Genomic DNA, 21892 nt, shown 5'->3' on the forward strand with positions numbered 1-21892 from the left:
GCGTAAAGCCTCCTACCTGAGGGCAGCGTCAGCCTCCCCCTTTTTCGTTTAAAATGTAGCGGATGGTTCGTTTCGTGATGTTCAGCTTTTTGCTCAGTAGCTGTCTGTCTCCCTTTGTCTCGGTCAAGCCCTGCTCGATAATCGATCGTCCGATTTCGCCTTCGAGCATTTTGATGCGCTTGATTAAATACTCAAAGTCAAAACCTTCAATCGATTTCACGTTGCGTGTAATCGACTCTACAAACCGCGCACACTCCTGATCAATGGCGTTCTCCACACCACTATAAGTAGCAGAGTGGCTTGTTTGTCGTTTTCCTTTTTCGCGAATGGTTGCCGGCAAATGCTCCGAGCGCAGCACTTGGCATTCGTGCAGGGCGAGAGTCTGATTGAGCACGTTGATGAGCTGGCGAACGTTGCCCGGCCAGTGGTAGGACTGGAGCAGCTCCATCGCCTCTGAAGTGATTTCGCATGGCGTACCACTGCGTTTTTCCAAATAAGTATGGGCAATGGCAGGGATATCCATGGCCCGCTCCCGCAACGGAGGGATAGACAGCTTGATTCCTTCCAGGCGGTACAACAAATCACTGCGAAAACGATTCATTTCCACCTCGTGCTCAAGGTCACGGTTAGTGGCAGAAATAAAACGGATATTGCTTTGTCCGACCTGCTCACCGCCCACCCGCATGAATTCTCCCGTTTCCAGCGTACGCAGCAGCTTGACCTGAATCGTATGGGGGGCTTCGCCAATTTCGTCGAGAAACAGCGTGCCATTGTGGGCCAGCTCGAACAAGCCTTTGCGTGCCTTGATCGCTCCGGTGAAGGCTCCTTTTTCGTAGCCGAACAGCTCACTTTCCAAAAGAGATTCCGGGACAGCTCCACAGTTAAACGCGACAAAAGGCTGCTGTGAGCGATTGCTTGCGCCGTGCAAAAACCGCGCCATCAGCTCCTTGCCTGTTCCTGTTTCGCCTTCTACGAGTACGTGTATTGCCTTTTTTGCCAATTTTTTGGCGATTACGGTTACTTTGGCCATCGGACTCTCTGGTGAATACACAATACCATATTGTGCAGCTTCTTGGGATAGTTCATCTGCTTTCTGGAAAGAAGACTCCAGTACAGCGTCGATGACCTGCTCCAGACTATCGAGATCGTCAAATGGCTTTTCCAAATAGTCCCTGGCTCCCCATTGCATCGCCGTTACTGCTGACTTGATCGTGCTGTAGCCCGTCATGATCAGCACCTCGCAGGAAGGAAACACCGCTTTGATTCGCTTGAGCAGCTCAAGTCCGTTTGAATCGGGCAATTTCAGATCGACGAGTGCAGCATGAAAGGGCTCGCGCTGATTTTGCAAGAGGCGCTCCACGTCCTTGCCTGAATTGGCTACGATGACGTCGCAGTTTTTTTGCCGTAGGAAATAGGTAAAAAAAGTGGTGACCTCTGTTTCGTCATCAATGATCAGCATCCGTTTCTTTTCCATGGATACCCTCCTCCTCTGCTAATTGTGGCAAAAGCAGTGTAAACAGGCTGTAGGACCCCTCGACACTATCGGCAAAAAGCCTCCCTCCGTGGGCTTCCGCGATTCCCAGGCTGACGGAGAGCCCAAGTCCTGTTCCCTTTGTCTGCTCCTTGGTGGAATAAAAGGGTTGGAATATTTGCTGGAGCAGCTCAGGCGCAATTCCCGATCCATTATCGTGCACAGACAGCCCCACATAAAGACGTCCCTCTTCCTCCAGCTGGAAAGAGCGGATTGTAATTTGCGGGTCCTCCTTTTCAGCGAGAGCGTCTCTGGCATTGAGCAGCAGATTGATCACAATCTGCTCGATTTGATGACGGCTCCCGTGAAAGAGCAGGGGAGGATGTGCCATTTCCCGATTGACGGTGAGTCCAGATACAGACAGCTGGTAGCCGATCAGACCCAGCACGTCCTCAACCACCTCGTCAATGGAGATGGTAGCGAATAAGTACTCTTCCTGTCTGGAAAAGGTGAGCAAGTTCTGGATGATCTTTTTGCAGCGGACCCCGCACTGGTAAATGTCCTTCATCAAAGGAGCGGAGGGAGTAGCAGTCATTTCGCGCATGAGCAATTGCGCATTGCCCAAAATCGCGGTTAACGGACTGTTTAGCTCATGCGCGATTCCTGCTGCCATTTCGCCAATCGCCGCCATTTTAGCAGACTGAATGAGCTGGGCCTCGATCTTGATCTTTTCACTCACATCCTGAAACAGCAGGCTGTTCTCCACAGCTACACCTACGTGGCTGGCAATAAGCTGGAACAAATCAGTCTCATCCCGGTCTGTTTGCCGCTCCTCCCGATGAAAAAGGGTCAAAAAGCCGAATGTCTGGTTCAACTGGCTGCGCAGCGGAACGGAGGTAGCATAATGCTCTGGCAGCACTTCCCGCAGATCGAGATGGTATTGCTCAATCAGGAGAGGGGCCTCTCCCAGCACAGATTTGGTCAAGGTATGGCACTGCCAGCTATCTCCCGTCCGTTTGGCCAAATATGAGGACAGGATGCCCCCTTTGACGATGGTAAGGGCGAAGTGCTCAAACAACAAAATTCGGGAGAGCTGTGCTGCAATATAAATACTGGTTTGTGGCCAGGTCGCATTGATTTGGATTTGGGTTAATTGGTTGATGACGGCAAGCTGCTTGTTCTTCTTTTTCATCTCCTCGACTAGATAGATCAGCTCGCTGTAGTAGCTTTTTCGGGAGGATTGGATACCCGTCAGCTTTTCCAGAAGCTCCTGTTTGTTTTGCATGATTGACCTCCTCTAAAGAACAACTCCTACAGGGCTTGGCGGAAGAGAGCGGCGACATCCTGCACACTCATATCGCGCGGATTGGTTGCCATGCACACATCATGTAAGGCATGAGCACTCAGTAAATCAATCTGCTCGGGGTGGAGTCCGATGGCCGACAGGGTTTCGGGAACACCCAGATCTCTCGCCAGTTCCTTTACAGCCTTTAGCGTCAAGCGTGATGCGTCGTGTGCGCTCAGCCCTGACGTGTTTTCGCCCAGACATTCGGCGATTTGACGATATTTTTCGGGTGTAGCGATGTAGTTGTATTCGAGTACATAAGGAAGCAGGATGGCGTTGACCTCTCCGTGCGGGGCGTCGAGGAAGCCGCCAAGCTGGTGGGACATGGCGTGCACAGCACCGAGAATCGCATTGGAAAAGGCGATGCCTGCCTGAAGACTGGCCATGGCCATCGCTTGCTTCGCTTCTGCGTTATATTGACTGGCAGCCGAGGGGCGCAGATGCTTGGCAATGAGCCGCATGGCCTGAAGTGAGTGCACCTCCGTCAGCGGTGTCGCAGCGAGCGAAATATACGATTCAATAGCATGTGTCAGGACATCCATGCCAGTATTGGCTGTCAGTTCTTTATCTTTTGTCATGAGTGTTTGCGGGTCGATGATGGCGATATCAGGAATGAGCGACTTGGAGATAATCGCCATTTTTACTTTGCGGGCGCTGTCTACAATGATCGAAAACTGCGAGACCTCGGAGCCGGAGCCGGCGGTGGTCGGCACCATCACCATAGGGGGGAGAGGATGAATGATGTTGTCGACGCCTTCGTACTGCACGATGCTTCCTTCATTCGTTGCGAGGAGAGCAATCGCTTTTGCAGCATCGATCGAGCTGCCTCCGCCAACACCGAGAATTGCGTTGCATTCCATAGCTCGATATTCTGCAATCCCGGCGTGAATTTCGTAGTCTTTCGGATTCGCGGTTACGTTTGTCCACAGATGATACTCCAGGTTTTGCTGCTTCAAATAGGAAATAATGCGCTCTGTCCAGCCAGCGTTTACGACCCCAAGATCACTGACGAGAAAGACACGGGTCGCACCCAATCTGCGCAGACTTTCCCCGATTTGGGCAATAGACTGGTTTCCAAAAATGATTTCCGGTGTCATGAATTTGGATATTTGCATGCTTCTTCCCCCTTTTTCCGCTATTAAAATAATACCGCAGAGTAGAGGAATTTCCCTTTTTCAGCCAAAAGGTCGGCAAACGGGCCGTTTTTTTGGCTCATTAGGCCGAAAGTTTGGCCAGGTAAAGACCTGCTTTGGAGAGAAAGCCTTGCTAAATAAAGCGCTTACAGTTGGCACGCTGCTTGCTACTAGAAAGAGACAGATTACCTATCCATGAGTGAAAAGAGGAGGAAGAGTAAAATGAAAGCAGCGATTGTTAACGAGTTCCATCAAAAGCTTGAGGTAAAGGAAGTAGCCGTTCCTGAGGTCGGACACGGTGAGGTTCTCGTGAAAATCAAAACTTGCGGTGTCTGCCATACGGATCTGCATGCAGCACATGGGGACTGGCCTGTGAAGCCAAAGCTCCCGCTCATTCCTGGTCATGAAGGTGTAGGTGTGGTTGAAAAGCTGGGGAAAGGCGTAACCTCTCTGAAGCTGGGCGACCGCGTAGGGATTCCATGGCTGTTCTCAGCTTGCGGAGAGTGTGATTATTGCTTGACTGGCTGGGAAACGCTGTGCAAGCAGCAGCTGAACGGAGGGTACTCCGCAGATGGTGCCTATGCGGAATACTGCGTGGCTCCGGCAGCATATGTGGCACGAATTCCAGATGAGCTCGGAGATGTGGAAGCGGCTCCGATCCTTTGCGCAGGGGTAACGACTTACAAGGCACTGAAGGTAGCGAATGTAAAGCCGGGCGAATGGGTAGCTATTTATGGAATCGGTGGTCTGGGTCACGTAGCGCTGCAATATGCCAAGGCGATGGGCTACAACGTAGTAGCTGTCGACATTCACCAGGAAAAACTGGAGCTGGCAAAAGAGCTGGGAGCAGACGTAACGATCAATGGCAGCGAGGTAGACCCAGTGCAAGCGATCGAAGAGCAGGTGGGTGGTGTACATGGGGCAATCAGTGTTGCCGTCACTAAAAAAGCGTTTGAGCAGGCGTACAAGTCAGTAAGACGCGGCGGTTCGCTCGTGGTCGTCGGACTGCCAAATGCTGAGCTGCCTATTCCGATTTTTGATACCGTATTGAACGGCGTAACAGTAAAAGGCTCCATCGTAGGTACACGCAAGGACATGCAGGAAGCACTGGAATTTGCTGCTCGCGGCAAAGTGCGTGCGATCATCGAAACACAGCCGCTGGATCAGATCAACGAGGTATTGGAGCGTTTGGAAAAAGGTCAAATCAACGGTCGTGTCGTTTTGACCATGGAATAGTAGAGTTATAAGTAGCAAGAGGCTGTCGATCAAATCGGCAGCTTTTTTCTTTCACATAGGTCTAGTTCAATGAAAATAAACGAATCGCTAGAACAATCAAACTTTTTTAACGTGTAAGAAAATTTAAGTGCCACGCCGTGCGAAAGCATCATTGCTTAAATTTTCTGGAACGCATAAAACAAACCGCTAAAACGCGGTCGCTCCTCCTTGAAAAATCCTCGATGAAAGTTTTTTTATAGCGTTTTGTCGCAATCTTGCCTATAATGCTCCGTAAGTGAAAAAAATGCATGGAAGGAAGGAAAATAACATGTTGATTCGCTTAGCCGTCATCACTCCAGAGGATTTTGCACCGCTAATTACGGAGTGTGCAGAGGAGCTTACCAATATCCTGTATACGACCTATTACTACGGTAACCCGATGGAATGCGATCAACTGATAGAGCAGATCCAGGATTGCGATGTTTTGCTGTTTGCAGGACCGCTGCCGTATTATTTCTTTGCCAAGCGCGCCACGAGTCAAAAGAAGATTCCAGCTGTCTACATTCCATCTGATGAGTACACGCTCACGTTAAATCTTGGGCTTATTTTGTTAAACAGAGAGGAAGGGCTGAAATCTCTCTCCGTAGATATCCCGAAGCTGGCGTATTTGCAGCAGGCAGTGGATGAATGGCAATTAGACGCTTCGGGCTGGTTCGTGAGGGACTATAGCCAAATTATAGATGGCGAAGGAACAAGCTTTGACCCAGAAGAGCTGATTTCATTTCACCGGGAAAATTATGAAAGCGGACGTGCAAATCTCGTCTTAACCAGTGTGGATTATGTTCATACGCAATTGCGTGACGCCGGGATTCCGTGTGTCAATCTGATTGTGCCAAAGAAAAGCATCAGAGAAACAGTGGCGAAGGCTGCACATCTCGGTCAGCTTATGATTAGCGAAAATGCACAAATTGCTGTGGGGCTGGCAGCGATTAATCAAGTCACTGATGACTCTGGAACCGGTATAAAACCAGATGCAGGAATTATGCTCCAGCAAATGCTGTTAGAGCTGGGCAAGGAAACAGATGCGTCTATTCAGCAGTTGGGCTTGGACCAGTTTATTATTTACGGGACCAGAGGCAGTATCGAACAAATGACTGGTGACTTTACCCACATGCCCGCGATCGGTAATATGGAGCAATTATTCAATGTCACGATCAGCATGGGATTCGGATTCGGTTTGACGGCAAAAGAAGCCGAGGCAAACGCAAGGATCGGATTATTCCATGCCCGCAAAAAGCCTGCAAGCAGCAGCGCTTTTTTGGTGACCAATGAAAAAGAAGTAATTGGACCACTAGATGCTAACTCACGAGCCTTCCATTTGAAAAGCGACAATCGCGACATTTTGCAGGTGGCAGACCAGACAGGACTCAGTGTCGCCACGATTACCAAGCTTTCTTCGTTTATTAATCTGCGCCGTGACAATCGCTTTACGGCGACTGATCTGGCTGAATACTTACAGTTCAGCAGAAGAAGCGCAGAGCGCATGCTAAAAAAATTGATGGAAAAAGGCTTTGTCGAGACGGTAGGGGAAGAGCAGCCTTATCAGCAGGGAAGACCTCGTGCCGTTTATCGCATCAATTTTTAGAATATTCCCTTGACTAAAACTCTGAATCTTTGTATATTTATTCACAATTAACGACGTGATAACGACTATTGTCGGTAATAAAAAAAGGATGGTTTGCCATGGCTTCTAGAGTGCCTCACGTTTTTCAGCTATCAATAAACAGCAAGGGGATAGGGTAGTGAAAATTACGTCAGTAACCGTAACGGGGATCAAGCTTCCACTCATTCGTCCATTCATCGTCGCTTATGAAACCTACTACGATATGCCAACTCTTTTGATCAAAATCGAAACGGATGCTGGTATTACAGGGTACGGGGAAGCTACACCGGATCAGCATGTAACAGGGGAAACGTGGGAGAGCACATACAGTATGCTCGTCCATCATCTGGCACCGAGTGTGATCGGAGAGAACCCTTTTCATATCGAACGAATCCATGAAAAAATGGCGGAGCTGGTGTACGGTTCTCCTTCTGCTAAAGCTGGAATTGACATCGCTTGCTATGACATCATGGGCAAGGTAGCTGGTCAGCCGATTTATAATCTGATCGGTGGTCGCTACCATGAAGAGCTGTCTGCACCGTACGTAGTGAGCATACTGGAGCCAGAGGCTATGGCCAAAGAGGCAGCAGATGCGCTCGCCCAAGGCTACCATACAATTAAAATCAAGGTTGGAACCGATCCGATCATCGATGTAGAGCGTATCCGTGCCGTGCGAAAAGCGATTGGCAGCCTAGTCCAATTGCGGGTGGATGCCAACCAGGGCTGGCGCAATCGCGCTACGAGCATGTGGGTACTTGATCAGGTGAAGGATTGCAACATCGACTGGATTGAGCAGCCTGTCGTCGCGGATGATATTACCGCACTTGCGGAGGTACGGCGTCAAACCACGATTCCGGTGATGATTGACGAAGGCGTGCATGGTGATCGTGAAATTCGGGAAACCATCGTCAAGCAGGCTGCAGACAAGCTGAACATCAAGCTGATGAAATGCGGCGGGATTTACCCGGCGACAAGACTGGTAGCACAAGCAGAAATGGCGGGCATGCAGTGCCAAGTAGGGTCAATGGTAGAATCAGCGATCGCAACAGCGGCAGGTGCACATCTGTGTACCGCCAAAAAAGCGATCATCTCCAACGAGCTCGTCGGACCGCTTATGTTCTCTCGTGATGTAGCGGTCATGCCGTTTGAAGAAAAGGTCATCAAGCTGACAGAGCGTCCTGGACTTGGTTTGGAAGTAGATGAACAGGTAGTCGCAGAGCTTGCACAGATGTCGACAGTGATTGTATAAGAAACGAAATCATAGAAAAGGTAAAGCGTCGACGGCGGGCGCTTTACCTTTTTTGAGCGAATAATTCATTTGTAGTACTCGTTTAATAGATGAGGGAGTGCCTCGCTGTTTTCATCCGTTCCTGTTTCCTGAAAATCTGGGCCACATTTGCTAGTGGTAACCTTCAGGCTGGTGTAGCTAATATTGATTTCATCAGGCGTGCCTATGTTTGTGGAGTAACCCCCCGTGCCATTGATCCGCAGACATTCACTTGGAATCTGCGTGCGTTGCCCCTTTTGATCGACATAGTAATACTTGTCAGTCACCAACCCGTAATCCATCTCAGGTGTAGAAGTGGCGAAGTAGCCCTTGTCATTGATGATATGCAGGTCAAAGTCGCCTTCCTTGGTCAGTGGCGGGGCATTTTTTACATTATAGTAGGCATAGACGGTCCCTTCGTAGCCTTCGGGAATGAGATAGATGTCATTCGTAGGACCTTGCTGGGTGCATCCACTGACAGCTAGCAAACTAGCTGATAAAAGTAGAAGGGTTACTACTCCAGTTGATCGTTGTTTTACTTCCAGCATTCTTCGTTTCTCCTCATCTACTAATTCGTAATAAAATTCAAATCAAAGTTAAACGAGGTCTTGTTCACTTGTGTGACTTGGTTTGTATTCTCATCATATTCCATAATAACGACTCTCGTTTCAGCGTCATCTCGCTTCTCTACTATAGCAAAGCGATTTTTATCTATCTGCGTCACAGAAGAATTCGAGGGAACCGGAATCGTGGGAAACGATGGCATATTGATCGGGGGAGCGTTGAGGCTTGCTGCTGGTTTGTTGGCAATAAAGAATAAACAGAGAAGAATCCCAGCAAGTAGAATCGTTTGAATCTTTTCTTTCCATTTCATGTTTTTACCAGCCTTTCTGTAGCATTGTCTCTGATGGTACCATAAAAAGGATGCGGGGAAAAATAGCTGAAGCCGACGACAAAAAAACGCGGGTGCTGCCGCGTTTTTTCTGTACAACCCCATTTTTATCAAATCAAGACCTCAAGCAACCGAGTGTGTAGGCTCTGCATCGCTTTTAACAGCCTTTCTCGTAAAAGCACTTACCGTTAGTGTCACAATCACATTGATCGTAAAGGCGATGATTCCGATATCAAAATCCTTAAAGGCTTGCGGCATCGCTGGAAAAAGATCAGCCATCGAGGCATTGCTCAGCGTTGTATACAGGACGGCAGCAAGACCCGCGATAATTCCGCAGAATGCACCTTGAACCGTGACCGGATTTTTCTTCCACAGGCTGAAAAAGAGAGCAGGGAAGAGCTGTGTCACCAAACTGTAGCCCATGATCAGGAGTGTGACAATCGTATTTCCGCCATTAAAGGTAAAGTAGAGGGCAGCGATTGCGACAACCGGAACCAGATAACGTGTCAAGCGGGCTAGACTGGCATCTGTTGTTTCCGGCCTCCATATTTTATAGACGTTTTTGGACAGGATCGTTGCCGCTACGTTGAGCATCATCGAGCTCGGTACGAGAGCAGCGAGGATACCGGCTGCACCAATCACACCGACAAACCACGGATCAAATGTAGCCTTGGAGAGCTTGAACATCGCCAAATCAGTATCTGAGCCTTTGAGTCCTGGCACCTGGAAGATTGCAGCAAAGCCGATGAAGATAACGAAGACGAGAACGATTTGATACATCGGCATCAAAATCGCATTGCGGCGCAGCGCCCTGCCGCTTTTGGCAGCGTATGCGGCACTAAACGTATGCGGCCACATATAGGACCCGAGCGACCACAAAATGAGAGTAGACACAAACCAGTACGTCGAGAGACCGCTTTCAGGAAGAACCAGAAAACCAGGATTCGCTTGATCAATCGACTTGAACATTTCCACGAAACCGCCGTGATAGTGTAGCGGCAAATAAAAGCCCATGAAGATGACGACACCGAGAATCAGAAAATCCTTGAGTACCGCAGTCCAGGCGGCGCCGTGAATTCCGGAGAGCATGACGTAGACGGTGACCGTAAGCACACCGATCCAGATCGCAGCAGAGGGAGAGATTGTCCCGTACGATGCTTCGGAAACGATGATTCCCAGCCCTTTCAGCTGAAGGACGAGATAAGGAATCATGGAGATGACCCCGACGATCGCTACTAAAACGCCTAAAGCAGTACTATTGTATTTGCTTGCAAAAAAGTCAGATTGAGAGAGCAGATTTTTCTCTTTGGCATACTTCCAGATGGGAGGCAGGAGCCAATAGGACAAGACGAAGTAGGCGGCATTGAAGATATAGAAGGCAGGCGCACCGGCGGCATACGTGAAACCGCTTGCACCAAGGAAGGTAAAAGTAGTAAACGCCTCACCAGCCATTAAGAGAAAGACGAGCATGGAGCCTAGACCACGGTTTCCTACAGACCATTGCTCCAGTGTCATTTCCTTTCCTTTTCGAGCGCGGAGTGCCAAATAAATCGATAAAGCCATAAATGCGGTAATGATGAGCAGAGCAGAGTTCATTCGTCATCGCCTCCTTGGTTGGCAGGGTCGAGCTTGTAGACAATCCACATGAAAACCGAAGTTAAAACAAGCCAGAGCACCATCCAGAACAGGATGAACGGCATACCGAGAACATACGGCTCGACCTTGTTGATGACGAGAAGGGAGAAAAAGACAGGAATGATGCTGAGCAGATACAGCCATTTTTTCATGAAAAGCCCTCCTTATGTTTCAAACTGCTGTATCAATTCAAGAAATAAGCGGATGGCGGTCGGGATTGCCTCTTCATCGATATCAAATTGGGGATGATGATGAGGATACATGCTTTTTTCTCCCCCCATCCCGACGAAAAGATAGACGCCAGGCTTTTTCTCCAAGTAATATGAGAAGTCTTCGGAGCCCATCATCGGCCCGATCGGTAAAAGCATTTCTGAACCAAAGCTGCTCGTGATGACCTGACTGGCGTACCTGGCGAGCTGTTTGTCGTTGATGACAGGCGGGGCACCCCAGCCGAATTCTACTGAGCCTTTGGCTAAATAACTGGCACAGATTCCCTCTACCATGCGGGTCATTTCTTTTACGATCATGGCTCGCGTTTCATGGGACAACGTTCGGATCGTTCCGCCAATCGTTGCTTCATGAGGGATGACATTGTAGGCTATGCCTGCCTCCATTTTGCCCACTGAGATGACAGCTGGTTCGAGAGGATCTAGCCGTCTGCTTACGATTGATTGAAGGGCAAAAATAATATGGCTCGCAATATAGGTAGGATCGACCGTTTCGTGCGGCATGGAGCCATGGCCGCCCTTTCCTTCAATCCGGATCGTAAAATCATCAGCGGCGGACATGGTAGCGCCTTCACAAACGCCGATCTTTCCAAGTGGAAGGGTTTGCATAAGATGTAACCCAAAAACGACATCTGCAGTGTCGACAGCTCCTTGCTGGACGAGTGCTTGAGCGCCGCTCGGCAACGCTTCCTCTGATGATTGAAAAAGAAAGAGGATGTTATGCTTGCATAAATGACGATGCTCGGAAAGCCATTTGGCGACAGCGAGAAGAACCGCAGTATGTCCATCATGGCCACACATATGGGCAACGCCAGGGACCTTGGACTGATAGCTTTTTTCTCCTTGCTCCATGATGGGGAGGGCATCTATATCGGCACGCAGCGCGATTGTTTTTGCCCCACACGTCCCTTTTAAATAACCGACAATGTTTGGGGGCTGGTAGTTCAGTACGTCAATGTGAAGCTCCTCGAGGCAGCGTTTGATGTACGCGCACGTTTCGAATTCCTGACCGGATAATTCCGGATATTGGTGCAGATGACGCCGATGGGCAATGGCCCAATTCGTTAAATCCTGTGATACAATCGTTTGCATAGCTAAGCCTCCTGTGCTGAAGAAAACCAGATGGAATATTTTGACAAATAATATTATTTTCATTTTTCTGTTCTTGATGTGCTTTAGTGTAAACAGTAGAGGTAACTTGAGGTCAATAGACGATTCTGGTGTATTTTTTCAAAAACATAGAGTTAGCTCCAGTTTTTTGATTGAGATGACAGATGGAGGATATCAGCATGAAAATAGGGGCGTTTGCGAAGCAGTTTGATGTCTCGATTGATACCGTTCGTTACTATATTGATTTGGGGCTCCTCGTACCGGTGAAACAAAAGACACAATATGAAATGGACCAGACATGCGTAGAGGATATGACCTTTATTACAGAGCTGAAGAAGCTGCATTTTTCCTTGCAGGAAATTCACAAAATTCTGTCCTACAAGCGAATCACTCATTTTCGCGAAGAAAACGACATTCATTATTTTGTAAACCTGCTGACAGAGAAAAAAGCCAAGCTGGCGGAAGAGCTAAACCAGATCGCCCAAACCATCCAGCGAATTGACCAGCTCATCGAAGAAACCTCGAAATCACAGGTGCAGGAAGCGGGAAAAGGGATGCCGCTGTCGTTTATGTCGTATCTATACTGTCCGAGCTGCCGGGTGCCGCTCAAGATGACGGATGCTTCCATTCAACAGACCAGTGTGTACGATGGAGTGCTCACATGTCCTTGCGGCTATCAGGCAGAGCTATTCGAAGGCATTTTGATTACGGACAACGTCACTACCTCTCCTTACCACTCTTGCATTTATGATGAGGAGATCATCAAAGAATGGAGTCCGAATTTTATCAGCTTGACGGAAAAAAGCTGTCTGTCCACGTATAAAGAATTGTCCAGGCACGATTTGAAACACAAGCTGATTGTGGAAACGAATGTGGATATTTTCGTTTCCATGACCAAGTATTTGCCGCTGCTCGGCGAGGAAGTAAACTATGTATTTTGCGGACATTCATTAGAAATGATGAAACGGCTGAAAAAACGGGTCGAGTATTCCTGCCCGAATGCGACTGTTCTGTATATCGTAAACAGCGATCTGCAGCTGCCGCTTCGTCCGCAATCTATTGATTATTTCGTAGACAGCTTTTCCTTCAATCAATTTTCACTCTTGAACAAAAGACTGCCGTGCGAGATTCTCGCGCCATACCTGCATGGAGATTCCAGGATTTTGGGAACGTATATGTTCTTTGCACCCGCCTCCAAGTCGTTGAAAAAGATTAAAGAGATGTATCCTGATCCACATCCGAAAGCTTACGCGCTAGGTTATTTGGAGGAAAATATGGATGGCCTGGATGCCAAGCGTTTTCAAAAAGAACATGTTGGGCAAACGGATAACCCTGGCAGCTATTTCATCTATCATGTAGAGCAGGAAATGGCTCATTTGTACGCTTACCAATACGCTTATAAGGAGCGAGGCTGAGCAAACCACAAAGAAGAAAAAGTGTCCACGGCCCGGACAGTTAATGTTTGCGAACTGTCTTTATACAAGAAAAAATAGACACCTCGTTTCTTGCCAAAGCCATAGATAACAAGGGGTCTGTAGGCTGGTATCCGAATTGCATCATGAAATCGTGTTCGCCAATCCAAGAAGCACCGCTAACGGCTTGGTTGATGAGGATTTTACCGAAAGGAGAGAATGGCATGGACATTCGGGATGTAGTTGCCATTGTGACTGGTGGAGCCTCCGGATTGGGAGCCGCCACTGCGAGAAATGTGGTAGAGCATGGAGGAAGAGTAGCCATTCTTGATCTGGCGGAGGAAGCTGGCAGGGGATTGGCGCAGGAGCTGGGACGTGATCATGCGCTGTTTATCCAGACAGATGTAACGAGTGAAGCGAGCGTCCGGGAAGCGATTGATCGAGCAACCGGAGCATTCGGAACGATTCATGCCGCGATCAACTGTGCAGGGGTCGATCTTGCGCAAAAGACACTTTCAAGAAACGGTCCGCATCATTTGGATGCCTTCACGAAAGTAATTTCAGTCAATCTGATTGGTACGTTCAACGTGATTCGTTTAGCAGTGGAGCAGATGGCAGGGAATGAGCCTACCAAAAACGGAGAGCGAGGCGTTGTCATCAACACAGCTTCGGTAGCTGCATTTGACGGCCAGGTCGGTCAGACAGCTTATAGCGCATCAAAGGGCGGGATTGTCGGTATGACACTTCCTTTGGCTCGCGATTTGGCTCCTTATGGCATCAGGGTTATGACGATTGCGCCGGGATTGTTTGATACTCCGTTATTTGATAAGCTTCCTCGCTCGGTAAAAGAGTCACTGGGAGCAACGGTTCCTTTTCCGCCACGGCTAGGTGATCCGCGAGAATTCGCAATGCTCGTCACTACGATCATCCAAAATTCGATGCTGAATGGGGAAACAATCCGGCTGGACGGAGCGATTCGGATGCAGCCGAAATAACCATAGATCATAGATGGATCATATTTGCGAGTGATAGAAAAAGAGTCCTGCTTTTTTAGCGGACTCTTTTTTTAGCGATTCTAGTGATCAGGAAGTACTTCCTTTTCAACCAAAGCGATATCCTGGGCTTTTAACACAGCCTGTGTACGATTGGTCACCCCAAGCTTCCCGTATATTCGATGCAGGTAAACCTTGACTGTCCCGACTGTATTTCGCAGCTCCTCAGCAATTTGCTTGTTGGATGCACCTTGGGCCAGCATAGACAAGATGAGCATTTCCTTCCCTGTCAAAGGTTCGATTAAAGGGGAAGGGATCTCGATCACTTTGCTTGGTTCTTTTTTGGGACATAAGGAAAGCAATTTCTTCACATAGGCTGGCGAAACAATCGGTGTGAGCTTGTTTACCCTTCTCTTACTGCGTTCCTTGTAGGCTGTGAGCAAGTGAGACATGGCAACTCCATGGTCGATAAAGCTGCGCGTATATTGGTTCGCTTCCCCGATTACGAGCGCCTCATGCAAAGACAGCAGTGCCTCTGGCTTTTTTCCAAGCTGCTGCAATGCCAGTGCTTGCATGACCGCAATGTCCACCTGGCTGGTCAGCAGTCCTTCTCGTTTTGCAGCAGGTCTCAGCTTATTCAAAATTTGCAGGGCTTCGTGCTCCTGATTTTTTTGAAGCTGCAAATGAACGTAGGTAAGCAGCTCCAGCTCTTTGTGGATCGTGGGTTGTTCTAAAAAAGAAAGAGGCAGTGCTGCGAGCTCCGACTCAGCCTGTGAAATATCCCCTTCCTGCAAAGCAATCCGCACAAGAAAGGCGCGCAACGAGGAAAGCCAGTGGGAGGCAGACCAGTGCTGGATTGTATCGAGAGCATCTTCGATGATGGCGCGCGCAGCTTGCGTATTTCTCTGGACGAGCTTGATTTTTGCCAGTGTCAACGAATAAGGCACGAAAAGTCCAGCAATTCGCTCGCGGCGAGAGGTCGGCTCTACCTGACCTAACAGCTTGAGGCTGTCCTCTAGTTGATTGCGCTCGTAGTACCCTTCTGCCATCGCCTGGATGACGTACAGATTGATCAACGATTCCTGCCAGCCTTGAGCGGAAATGATCTCGCTGAAACGCTTGCCGACACTCTCCGTTTGAGCGGAAATCATCCCTTTTAGACCAAATGAGGTGCGTCTGATAAATGGCTCCGTCGTATTGAAATTAAAGTGATAAAATAGCGGGTCCTCTGGCAAGGTTTGATCCAGCTGAGAGGAGCTGGCCACCCAGCTATCGAAGTCGCCTGTGGCAAAAGCGAGATTGGCTTTGACGAATAACAGGCCGCTGAAAAACTTGAGCTGTTCTTCGGAAACGTCCATGGCTGCACATTGCTTGTCCAGACGGATGAGCGCTTCTTTTGCCCGATTGGTTTTTCCGCACGTAATCAAAATAAAGGCGTGAAGTAATGAAAGAACCGGGGGCAGCATGTCACTCGGCTGGGGAAAGCTGTCCAACCAGCGCAAGAGTGTGGCAAACTCCCCAAGCTGGATCAGTGTAGAGATATGCTGCTCCAGGAAGTGTGCAGCAAGCTGGTAATCCGTTGCTGCAAGTGCATGATCGATCGCCTCTTCATACAAGCCTCGTCCAGCAAAGGACTCGCTTGCGACCCGGTGAAGCTCCAGCGATTTTTTCGAATCAAGCTGGTATAGCTGGTTGCGCAGGAAGTCTGTAAACAAATGATGATACCGATACCAGCTTTGATAATCATCCAGTGGAACCAGGAAAATATTTTGGGCGTGCAGCTGGTTCAGCATTTGCTGACTATTCGGTTGCCCGGTGAGTGCATCGCAAACTTGTGCATCCATCCGCGACAAAATGCACGTTTGCAGCAAAAAGCGCTGTGTATCGAGTGGGAGTCTCAGCCATACCTCATGCAGCAAATACTCCGAAATGTTGCGATGAGAACCGGTAAAGCTTTGGAAAAACTGATCTGGTTGTGCTGTATTGGCAAGCGAGATGGCAGCCAGTTGTAGTCCTGCTACCCATCCTTCTGTACGCGTCTGCAGCTGATCCATTTGCTGTGAGGACAGGGGGAGCTTATGGACCTCACGATAAAAGGAATTTGTCTCCTCCTGCGTAAAAAGGAGCTGCGTTGCGTCCAGCAGGTATGCTTCGTGACGCAAGCTCCATTTTGAGGTGGAAAATGGGAGCTTGCTGCGACTGGCGATATAGAGATGAACGTTACTTGGCGCGTATTCGATAAAATAGCTAAGACTCGCATGAACCATGTCTTCGGTCAGCGTATGATAATCGTCGAGAATGATGACTACATGCTGGTCGATGGAAGACAACTCATTGAGGAGGGAGTCAATGAAAGTGTAGATAGAGGTGTGCGAGGTAGCTTTTATGGAAGGCTCCATCCGTTCTGCAAGCTGGGGATGTACGGAGCCTGATAATGAAAAGACGATATATCGCCAAAAACGAATTAAGTCATTATCCATCTCGTCGAGAGACAACCATGAGGCAATGGATCTGTGCCGATGTGCCCACTGAGTGAGCAGGGTTGTTTTTCCGTATCCAGCGGGTGCAAGCAAAGTGGTCAGTCTGCCTTCCAATCCACGCTCCAGTAGTTCAAGCAGCTTCTCCCTGGCAATTCGATGGGATTGGAACGACGGCAAGGCCGTTTTTGTCCTTAGCATAATGGAATGCTCAAAGCGATCCATGGTTCCTCCTTTCGCTTATGCATCTTCAGTCATATGACCCCATTATACTTGTTTTCTTGCAACGTTCGACATATGAAAGGCAGAAATATAAAAAATTGAGACTATATTTTTGATGTTTGGCGATCCTTGCGCAAATTCCGCTATTTTTCTTTTAGCCGTCGGTTTAACGCGTAAAATTTCCTTTGCGTAAAAGACAGGCTTCAACAGGCTTTACGCTCGTTGCCCACTAGAATGATGGCTAACTAGAGGGAACGAGAGAGGTGCAGGAAAATCGGACGCATTCACCGGATAGTAATCAATGTGACAGTAAGCATGCTTTTGGTTGCGATGAGCACAGCCCCTATATCGGTTCGGGCAGACAGCGGTACACAAGGAGAAAAGGCAGAGGGAGATGAGGCGATAGAGGTAGCGTTTGTAGGCGATATGATCTTGGATAAAAGCGTGGGGGTACAAATCGCGAAAAACGGTGTGGATTATCCGTTTGCAAGGACCAAGGAATTTCTCAAGCAGGCTGACTTGACTATCGGCAATCTGGAAACGCCTGTCAGCACGAGAGGCAAGCCTGAGAAAAAAGAGTTTACGTACCGTGCGAGGCCCGAGACGTTAAAAGGGCTGGTGAATGCAGGCTTCGATGTCGTCAATCTCGCAAACAACCATAGCCTCGACTACGGGATGGACGCTTTGTTTGACACGATGCAGCATTTGCGAAATGAGAAGATCGGTTATGTCGGGGCAGGAAGAAACGAAGCAGAGGCATTCGCTCCTTACCTGCAAACGATCAAGGGCAAGCGTGTTGCTGTCATTGGCCTCAGCCATGTCCTGCCCAATCGCCAGTGGTTTGCGGGCAAAGACAAGCCTGGCTTGGCCCACGCCTACTCATACGAGCCGATGCTGACCTATGTAAAGAAAGCGGTGGAGCAGTCAGACATTACGATAGCAGTCATGCACTGGAATTTGGAATACAAGGATATGCCGGAAGCCTATGCCCGCGAGCTGGCACGAAAGCTAATCGACAATGGAGTAGACGCGATCATAGGCTCGCACAGCCACTCAATCATGGGTGTCGAATTTTACAAGAATGTCCCCATCTACTATAGTGTTGGCAATTTCGTCTTCACGACCTCTTACAATCCAAAGGGGAGGGAAGCGATGATGGTAGGATTGACATTTACCAAAGAGGGAACCAAAAGTCGAGTGATTCCAGTCAAAATTGCCAATGGTCAGCCGACCCCGATGGATGCAACCAATAAACAGAGGATCATCGACAAGCTGAACCGAATCTCATATGAAGCGGTTGTAGATCTGACAGGACAGGTTACTCCAAAGAAAAAAGAATGAATGCCATCATCGAATGAAAGGTGGAAAAACATGGTCACAGGCGAAAAAAGAGGCATTTTTTTAATTACAGGCGTCATGGCTTCCGGGAAGTCTACAGTTGCGCAGCTTCTGGCCGAAAAATTTGAAAAGGGTGTACACGTCAGGGGAGACATTTTTAGGAGAATGATTGTAAGCGGACGAGAAGAAATGCTGCCGGATTCTAACGAAGAAGCAATCAGACAGCTGCGATTGCGCTACCAAATAGCGGCACAAACCGCAGACGCTTACTTTGAGGCAGGGTTCAACGTGGTGTTGCAGGACGTTATTCTCGGTCCTATGCTTCAGGAAATAGTTGAATTAATTCGCAGCCGACCATTGCATGTGATCGTGCTGACGCCGTCACAAGAGGCTGTAGCAAACAGAGAAGCTGCCAGACCCAAAAAGGGCTATGGATTGTGGACGATAGCCGAGCTCGACCGTCAGTTGCGAGAAGAAACGCCAAAGCTGGGCATGTGGCTGGATACAACCGCCGACTCCGCAGCAGAAACAGTGGAGCAGATTTGGCAGAGCGCATGGACAAATGCTCGCGTTTGATGGTGCTGACTGTGTGTTTAAACCTGGCTCCGCCAAAGGACATGGCGAAGTCAGGTTTTTTATTCTTATCAGGATGCCTGTTCAGCTGCCAGCCATTCTGCGCATCATTTCTCTCCGTATAAAGCCATATTGCTCGTAAAGACCATGTGCATCCCGTGTTGCGAGCGTCATGTTGGTACGGCTTATCGACGGATGATCCACAACAATCTCCATCAGCCACTTACCAAGTCCAATCCCCCGATGGGCAGGATCGATGTACACGTCACATACCCAGGAAAAGGTAGCGTAATCACTTACTACCCGGACGAAGCCCGCTTGTCCGTTTTCGGCATACAGTCCAAAGCACAAAGAGTTTTCGATTCCTTTGAGAATCATCTCTTTGGAGCGTTCGGCAGCCCAATAGGTCGTTTGCAGCCATTTACAAATCTGTTCTTTGTCGAGCAGCTGCTTGTCATCACGAATGAAATAAGGTAATGAAGCGTGCTTCCATTCCATCTGTATCCCTCCGTTTTCTCTTTACTCCTATGCTTATGATTCACTATACTGAAGGCACAGTCAGAGATAAACGGAGAAAAAGAACATCTGTACCCACACAGATGGAAGGCTGGTGAGAGCGATGGAAAACAAATACGAAGTCGTGAAAAGCCGCATCAAAGAGCAGCTGCTTGCAAACAAAATAAAGCCGGGCGAGAAGCTGCCGTCGATACGAGCAGCCTCAGAGCAATGGGCATGCAGTGTCAATACAGCAATACGTGCTTACCAGGAGCTGGAAAAAGAGCATTTGATATACTCGGTGCCCAAAAGCGGGTACTACGCCGTGCTGCGTTCGGCAAGCAGCATGCAGTCGACGGTGGAGCGGATTGACTTTTCTGCCGCGAGTCCAGATCCGCAGGTCATGCCGTACAAAGATTTTCAGCATTGTCTCAACCGAGCGATTGAATTGTATGAAGACCAGCTGTTCAGCTACTCCGATCCGCAGGGCTTTTTCTCGCTGCGCAGGGAGCTGGAAAGTCATTTGGCGAGCTCTCAAGTATTTGCCTCGCCATCACAAATAAGCGTTGTTTCTGGTGGGCAGCAAGCTCTCCATCTGCTTGCCGCAATGCCATTTCCAAATGGAAAAAATGCAGTTTTGGTAGAGCAGCCTACCTTTCATGGAATGCTCCGCTGCCTGGAGCTGTTCGGAGTGACGACGCTCGGCATTGAGCGAGGGGCAGACGGAATCGACTTGGATGAATTGGAGCGGCACTTTCGCAACAACCAGATTAAATTCTTTTATACGATTCCACGTTTTCATAATCCGCTCGGAGTTTCCTTTACCCAGACGCAAAAAAGGGAAATAGCGAGACTTGCGGAGCGCTATGATGTGTATATTTTGGAGGACGATTACTTGGCCGATATGGAGGTCACTGCAAAGGCCGATCCGATCTACAGCTACGATCAGTCAGGTCATGTGATTTACGTCAAAAGCTTTTCCAAAATCATGCTCCCAGGACTTCGACTGGCCACAGTTGTTTTGCCCGCTTCTTTAATGGAGACCTTTCGTATGTTTAAAGCATCGTGTGATTCCAGCACGTCGGTTTTGTCACAGGCGGCTCTTGAGCTATATCTGAAGTGTGGCATGTATGAGCATCATTCTGCGATGGTACGCGACCACTATCAGGCACGGATGCAAGCCTTGAGTGATGCCTGCAAGCGCCACCTGTCTCCGGCGTTTCGAACTGAAATCGTCAAAGGGGGCATTTTCTCCAGAATCCTACTCCCGGACTCGATCAATCCAAATGACCTAATAGCTGGGCTTCACCACCAAAATGTACGGATTACTTCGACTGATCAAAACTACCTGCGTACGTTTACTCGGGACAATGGTGTGCGTGTCAGCATTATACAGACCGATGAAGATCAGATCGAAAAAGGCATTCGCCTATTGTCAGAGACTGCTGCTTCGATTGAAGACAAGCAGAAGAAAGACGGCTATTGGCGCGTGATCGATTGGACGTGAAAAACTGCACGCCAGGCATTGACGACGAGTGGAAGAGTATGGTAATTTGTATATATCAAAGTAAGTTAATCGGAATTTATGCAATAAGCTGATCGGACCACCGAAGGCTCCTGTGAAAAAGACAACCAAGTCTTTTTCACAGGAGCCTTTTTGATTGAATCATCCCAAGTGTTTTCATTGACAAACTGGGATTTCAGGAGGTATTATTAGAAAAACAAAACATACTAAGCGGGTAGGAATAATATAGATTGCTTTTATTATGTGAAAGGGAGGCTGGACCTTATGCCAAAGAAACCAGAGGTAGTAGATGATTTGCTTTTGGAACGAATCGCAAGGGCTTTGGAAACCTTGGAATATGGCTCCATACATATCGTGGTGCACGATTCACAGGTGGTCCAGATTGAGCGGACAGAAAAATACAGACTCCCTGCTGAAAAGGTAGAGACCAAGTACAACCAGCTTCGCGCTAGCAAATAAGCATAGAAATCAAAAGGAAAAGATCAAGCAAAAAACAATCGCTGGGATAAGAAGAGAGGAGGATTTAATAATGGCAGGCGTTTTAGTAGTTGGAGGAGATCGATTAGGGGATATTGAAAGCATGCTGCAGGATAAAGGATATCGCAATGTCTACCACGTATCCGGACGGAAAAAATCCGATGTAAAGGCGACCATCCCTTCGGACACAGAGCTTGTTCTCGTCTTTATCAACTTTGTCAGCCATAGCTTGAGCAAAAACATTAAGAAGCTGGCGAAACAGCAGCATGTCCCGATTGTTTTTTGCAGACGTTCCTGTGATGCTATCGCTATGTCCGAACCAGCCATTAGCTAAAAGAAAGGGGCTTTCGCTGTTGCAAAAGGCTCCCCAGCATATTCTTGAATGAATAGAGGTATTCAATGGAGAATACCTCTATTTGCTGT

20 protein-coding genes are annotated in these 21892 nt (G+C 48.5%); 10 read left to right on the top strand and 10 right to left on the bottom strand.

Annotated features, from left to right (window positions below):
• Positions 1–28: 28 nt before the first annotated feature.
• From C3B52_RS02710 to C3B52_RS02720, 3 genes are read right to left on the bottom strand one after another with little or no spacing between them, the layout of a single operon-like run.
• Positions 29–1474, bottom strand: a complete 1446-nt coding sequence (locus C3B52_RS02710; protein WP_103104537.1) for a sigma-54-dependent transcriptional regulator — start codon at positions 1472–1474, stop codon at positions 29–31.
• Positions 1446–2756, bottom strand: coding sequence for a sensor histidine kinase (locus C3B52_RS02715; RefSeq protein ID WP_103104538.1), 1311 nt, complete (start codon positions 2754–2756; stop codon positions 1446–1448). Before C3B52_RS02715 ends, C3B52_RS02710 begins: the two co-directional genes overlap by 29 nt.
• A gap of 26 nt (positions 2757–2782) precedes the next feature.
• Positions 2783–3931 (bottom strand): iron-containing alcohol dehydrogenase, encoded by a 1149-nt coding sequence (locus tag C3B52_RS02720; RefSeq protein ID WP_103104539.1) that lies wholly within the window; start codon positions 3929–3931, stop codon positions 2783–2785.
• A gap of 240 nt (positions 3932–4171) precedes the next feature.
• On the opposite strand from C3B52_RS02720, the gene adhP reads away from it, so the two are divergent.
• From adhP to C3B52_RS02735, 3 genes are all read left to right on the top strand, one after another.
• A complete protein-coding gene (gene adhP, locus C3B52_RS02725; protein WP_103104540.1) occupies positions 4172–5185 on the top strand; it encodes an alcohol dehydrogenase AdhP in 1014 nt (337 codons plus the stop codon).
• 307 nt (positions 5186–5492) lie between these two features.
• Positions 5493–6809: a helix-turn-helix domain-containing protein gene (locus C3B52_RS02730; RefSeq protein ID WP_103104541.1), complete on the top strand. Its 1317-nt coding sequence runs from the start codon at positions 5493–5495 to the stop codon at positions 6807–6809.
• A 157-nt stretch (positions 6810–6966) separates the two neighbouring features.
• A complete protein-coding gene (locus C3B52_RS02735; RefSeq protein ID WP_103104542.1) occupies positions 6967–8076 on the top strand; it encodes a mandelate racemase/muconate lactonizing enzyme family protein in 1110 nt (369 codons plus the stop codon).
• 65 nt (positions 8077–8141) lie between these two features.
• Here the strand turns inward: C3B52_RS02735 and C3B52_RS02740 are convergent, their stop codons facing one another.
• The 5 genes from C3B52_RS02740 to C3B52_RS02760 form a co-directional block, all read right to left on the bottom strand.
• Positions 8142–8642, bottom strand: a complete 501-nt coding sequence (locus C3B52_RS02740) for a DUF6843 domain-containing protein (protein ID WP_103104543.1) — start codon at positions 8640–8642, stop codon at positions 8142–8144.
• Positions 8643–8662: 20 nt separating this feature from the next.
• Positions 8663–8968 carry a hypothetical protein gene (locus C3B52_RS02745; protein WP_164684676.1) on the bottom strand — a complete coding sequence of 102 codons (306 nt, stop codon included), beginning with the start codon at positions 8966–8968 and terminating at the stop codon, positions 8663–8665.
• 141 nt (positions 8969–9109) lie between these two features.
• A complete protein-coding gene (locus C3B52_RS02750; protein ID WP_103104545.1) occupies positions 9110–10582 on the bottom strand; it encodes a sodium:solute symporter family protein in 1473 nt (490 codons plus the stop codon).
• Positions 10579–10773 carry a DUF3311 domain-containing protein gene (locus C3B52_RS02755; protein ID WP_103104546.1) on the bottom strand — a complete coding sequence of 65 codons (195 nt, stop codon included), beginning with the start codon at positions 10771–10773 and terminating at the stop codon, positions 10579–10581. Before C3B52_RS02755 ends, C3B52_RS02750 begins: the two co-directional genes overlap by 4 nt.
• Before the next feature lie 12 nt (positions 10774–10785).
• The gene (locus C3B52_RS02760; protein ID WP_103104547.1) at positions 10786–11940 is read right to left on the bottom strand and encodes a M20 metallopeptidase family protein; all 1155 of its coding nucleotides are present in this window, start codon (positions 11938–11940) and stop codon (positions 10786–10788) included.
• 197 nt (positions 11941–12137) lie between these two features.
• Between C3B52_RS02760 and C3B52_RS02765 the strand changes: the two genes are divergently transcribed.
• Together C3B52_RS02765 and C3B52_RS02770 are read left to right on the top strand one after the other, a co-directional pair.
• The gene (locus tag C3B52_RS02765; protein WP_103104548.1) at positions 12138–13373 is read left to right on the top strand and encodes a MerR family transcriptional regulator; all 1236 of its coding nucleotides are present in this window, start codon (positions 12138–12140) and stop codon (positions 13371–13373) included.
• A gap of 221 nt (positions 13374–13594) precedes the next feature.
• Positions 13595–14365: a 3-hydroxyacyl-CoA dehydrogenase gene (locus tag C3B52_RS02770; RefSeq protein ID WP_103104549.1), complete on the top strand. Its 771-nt coding sequence runs from the start codon at positions 13595–13597 to the stop codon at positions 14363–14365.
• 80 nt (positions 14366–14445) lie between these two features.
• On the opposite strand, the gene C3B52_RS02775 is transcribed toward C3B52_RS02770, so the two are convergent.
• Positions 14446–17064, bottom strand: a complete 2619-nt coding sequence (locus C3B52_RS02775; protein WP_235615577.1) for a LuxR C-terminal-related transcriptional regulator — start codon at positions 17062–17064, stop codon at positions 14446–14448.
• 312 nt (positions 17065–17376) lie between these two features.
• Between C3B52_RS02775 and C3B52_RS02780 the strand changes: the two genes are divergently transcribed.
• Both C3B52_RS02780 and C3B52_RS02785 read left to right on the top strand, forming a co-directional pair.
• Entirely contained in the window at positions 17377–18402 is a 1026-nt protein-coding gene (locus C3B52_RS02780; protein ID WP_103104550.1) for a CapA family protein, read from the top strand.
• 30 nt (positions 18403–18432) lie between these two features.
• Positions 18433–18975 carry an AAA family ATPase gene (locus tag C3B52_RS02785; protein ID WP_103104551.1) on the top strand — a complete coding sequence of 181 codons (543 nt, stop codon included), beginning with the start codon at positions 18433–18435 and terminating at the stop codon, positions 18973–18975.
• An 81-nt stretch (positions 18976–19056) separates the two neighbouring features.
• Here the strand turns inward: C3B52_RS02785 and C3B52_RS02790 are convergent, their stop codons facing one another.
• Complete coding sequence (locus tag C3B52_RS02790; RefSeq protein WP_103104552.1) at positions 19057–19470, bottom strand: GNAT family N-acetyltransferase; 414 nt, start codon at positions 19468–19470, stop codon at positions 19057–19059.
• A 121-nt stretch (positions 19471–19591) separates the two neighbouring features.
• On the opposite strand from C3B52_RS02790, the gene C3B52_RS02795 reads away from it, so the two are divergent.
• The 3 genes from C3B52_RS02795 to C3B52_RS02805 all read left to right on the top strand — a co-directional run bounded on the left by C3B52_RS02795 (position 19592) and on the right by C3B52_RS02805 (position 21803).
• Entirely contained in the window at positions 19592–20974 is a 1383-nt protein-coding gene (locus C3B52_RS02795) for an aminotransferase-like domain-containing protein (RefSeq protein WP_103104553.1), read from the top strand.
• Positions 20975–21256: 282 nt separating this feature from the next.
• On the top strand, positions 21257–21451 hold the full coding sequence (locus C3B52_RS02800; RefSeq protein WP_103104554.1) for a YezD family protein: 195 nt from the start codon (positions 21257–21259) through the stop codon (positions 21449–21451).
• Positions 21452–21521: 70 nt separating this feature from the next.
• Positions 21522–21803, top strand: a complete 282-nt coding sequence (locus tag C3B52_RS02805; protein ID WP_103104555.1) for a DUF2325 domain-containing protein — start codon at positions 21522–21524, stop codon at positions 21801–21803.
• The last annotated feature ends 89 nt before the right edge of the window (positions 21804–21892 follow it).

The organism is Brevibacillus reuszeri (assembly GCF_002897295.1).
Classification (GTDB): domain Bacteria; phylum Bacillota; class Bacilli; order Brevibacillales; family Brevibacillaceae; genus Brevibacillus; species Brevibacillus reuszeri_A.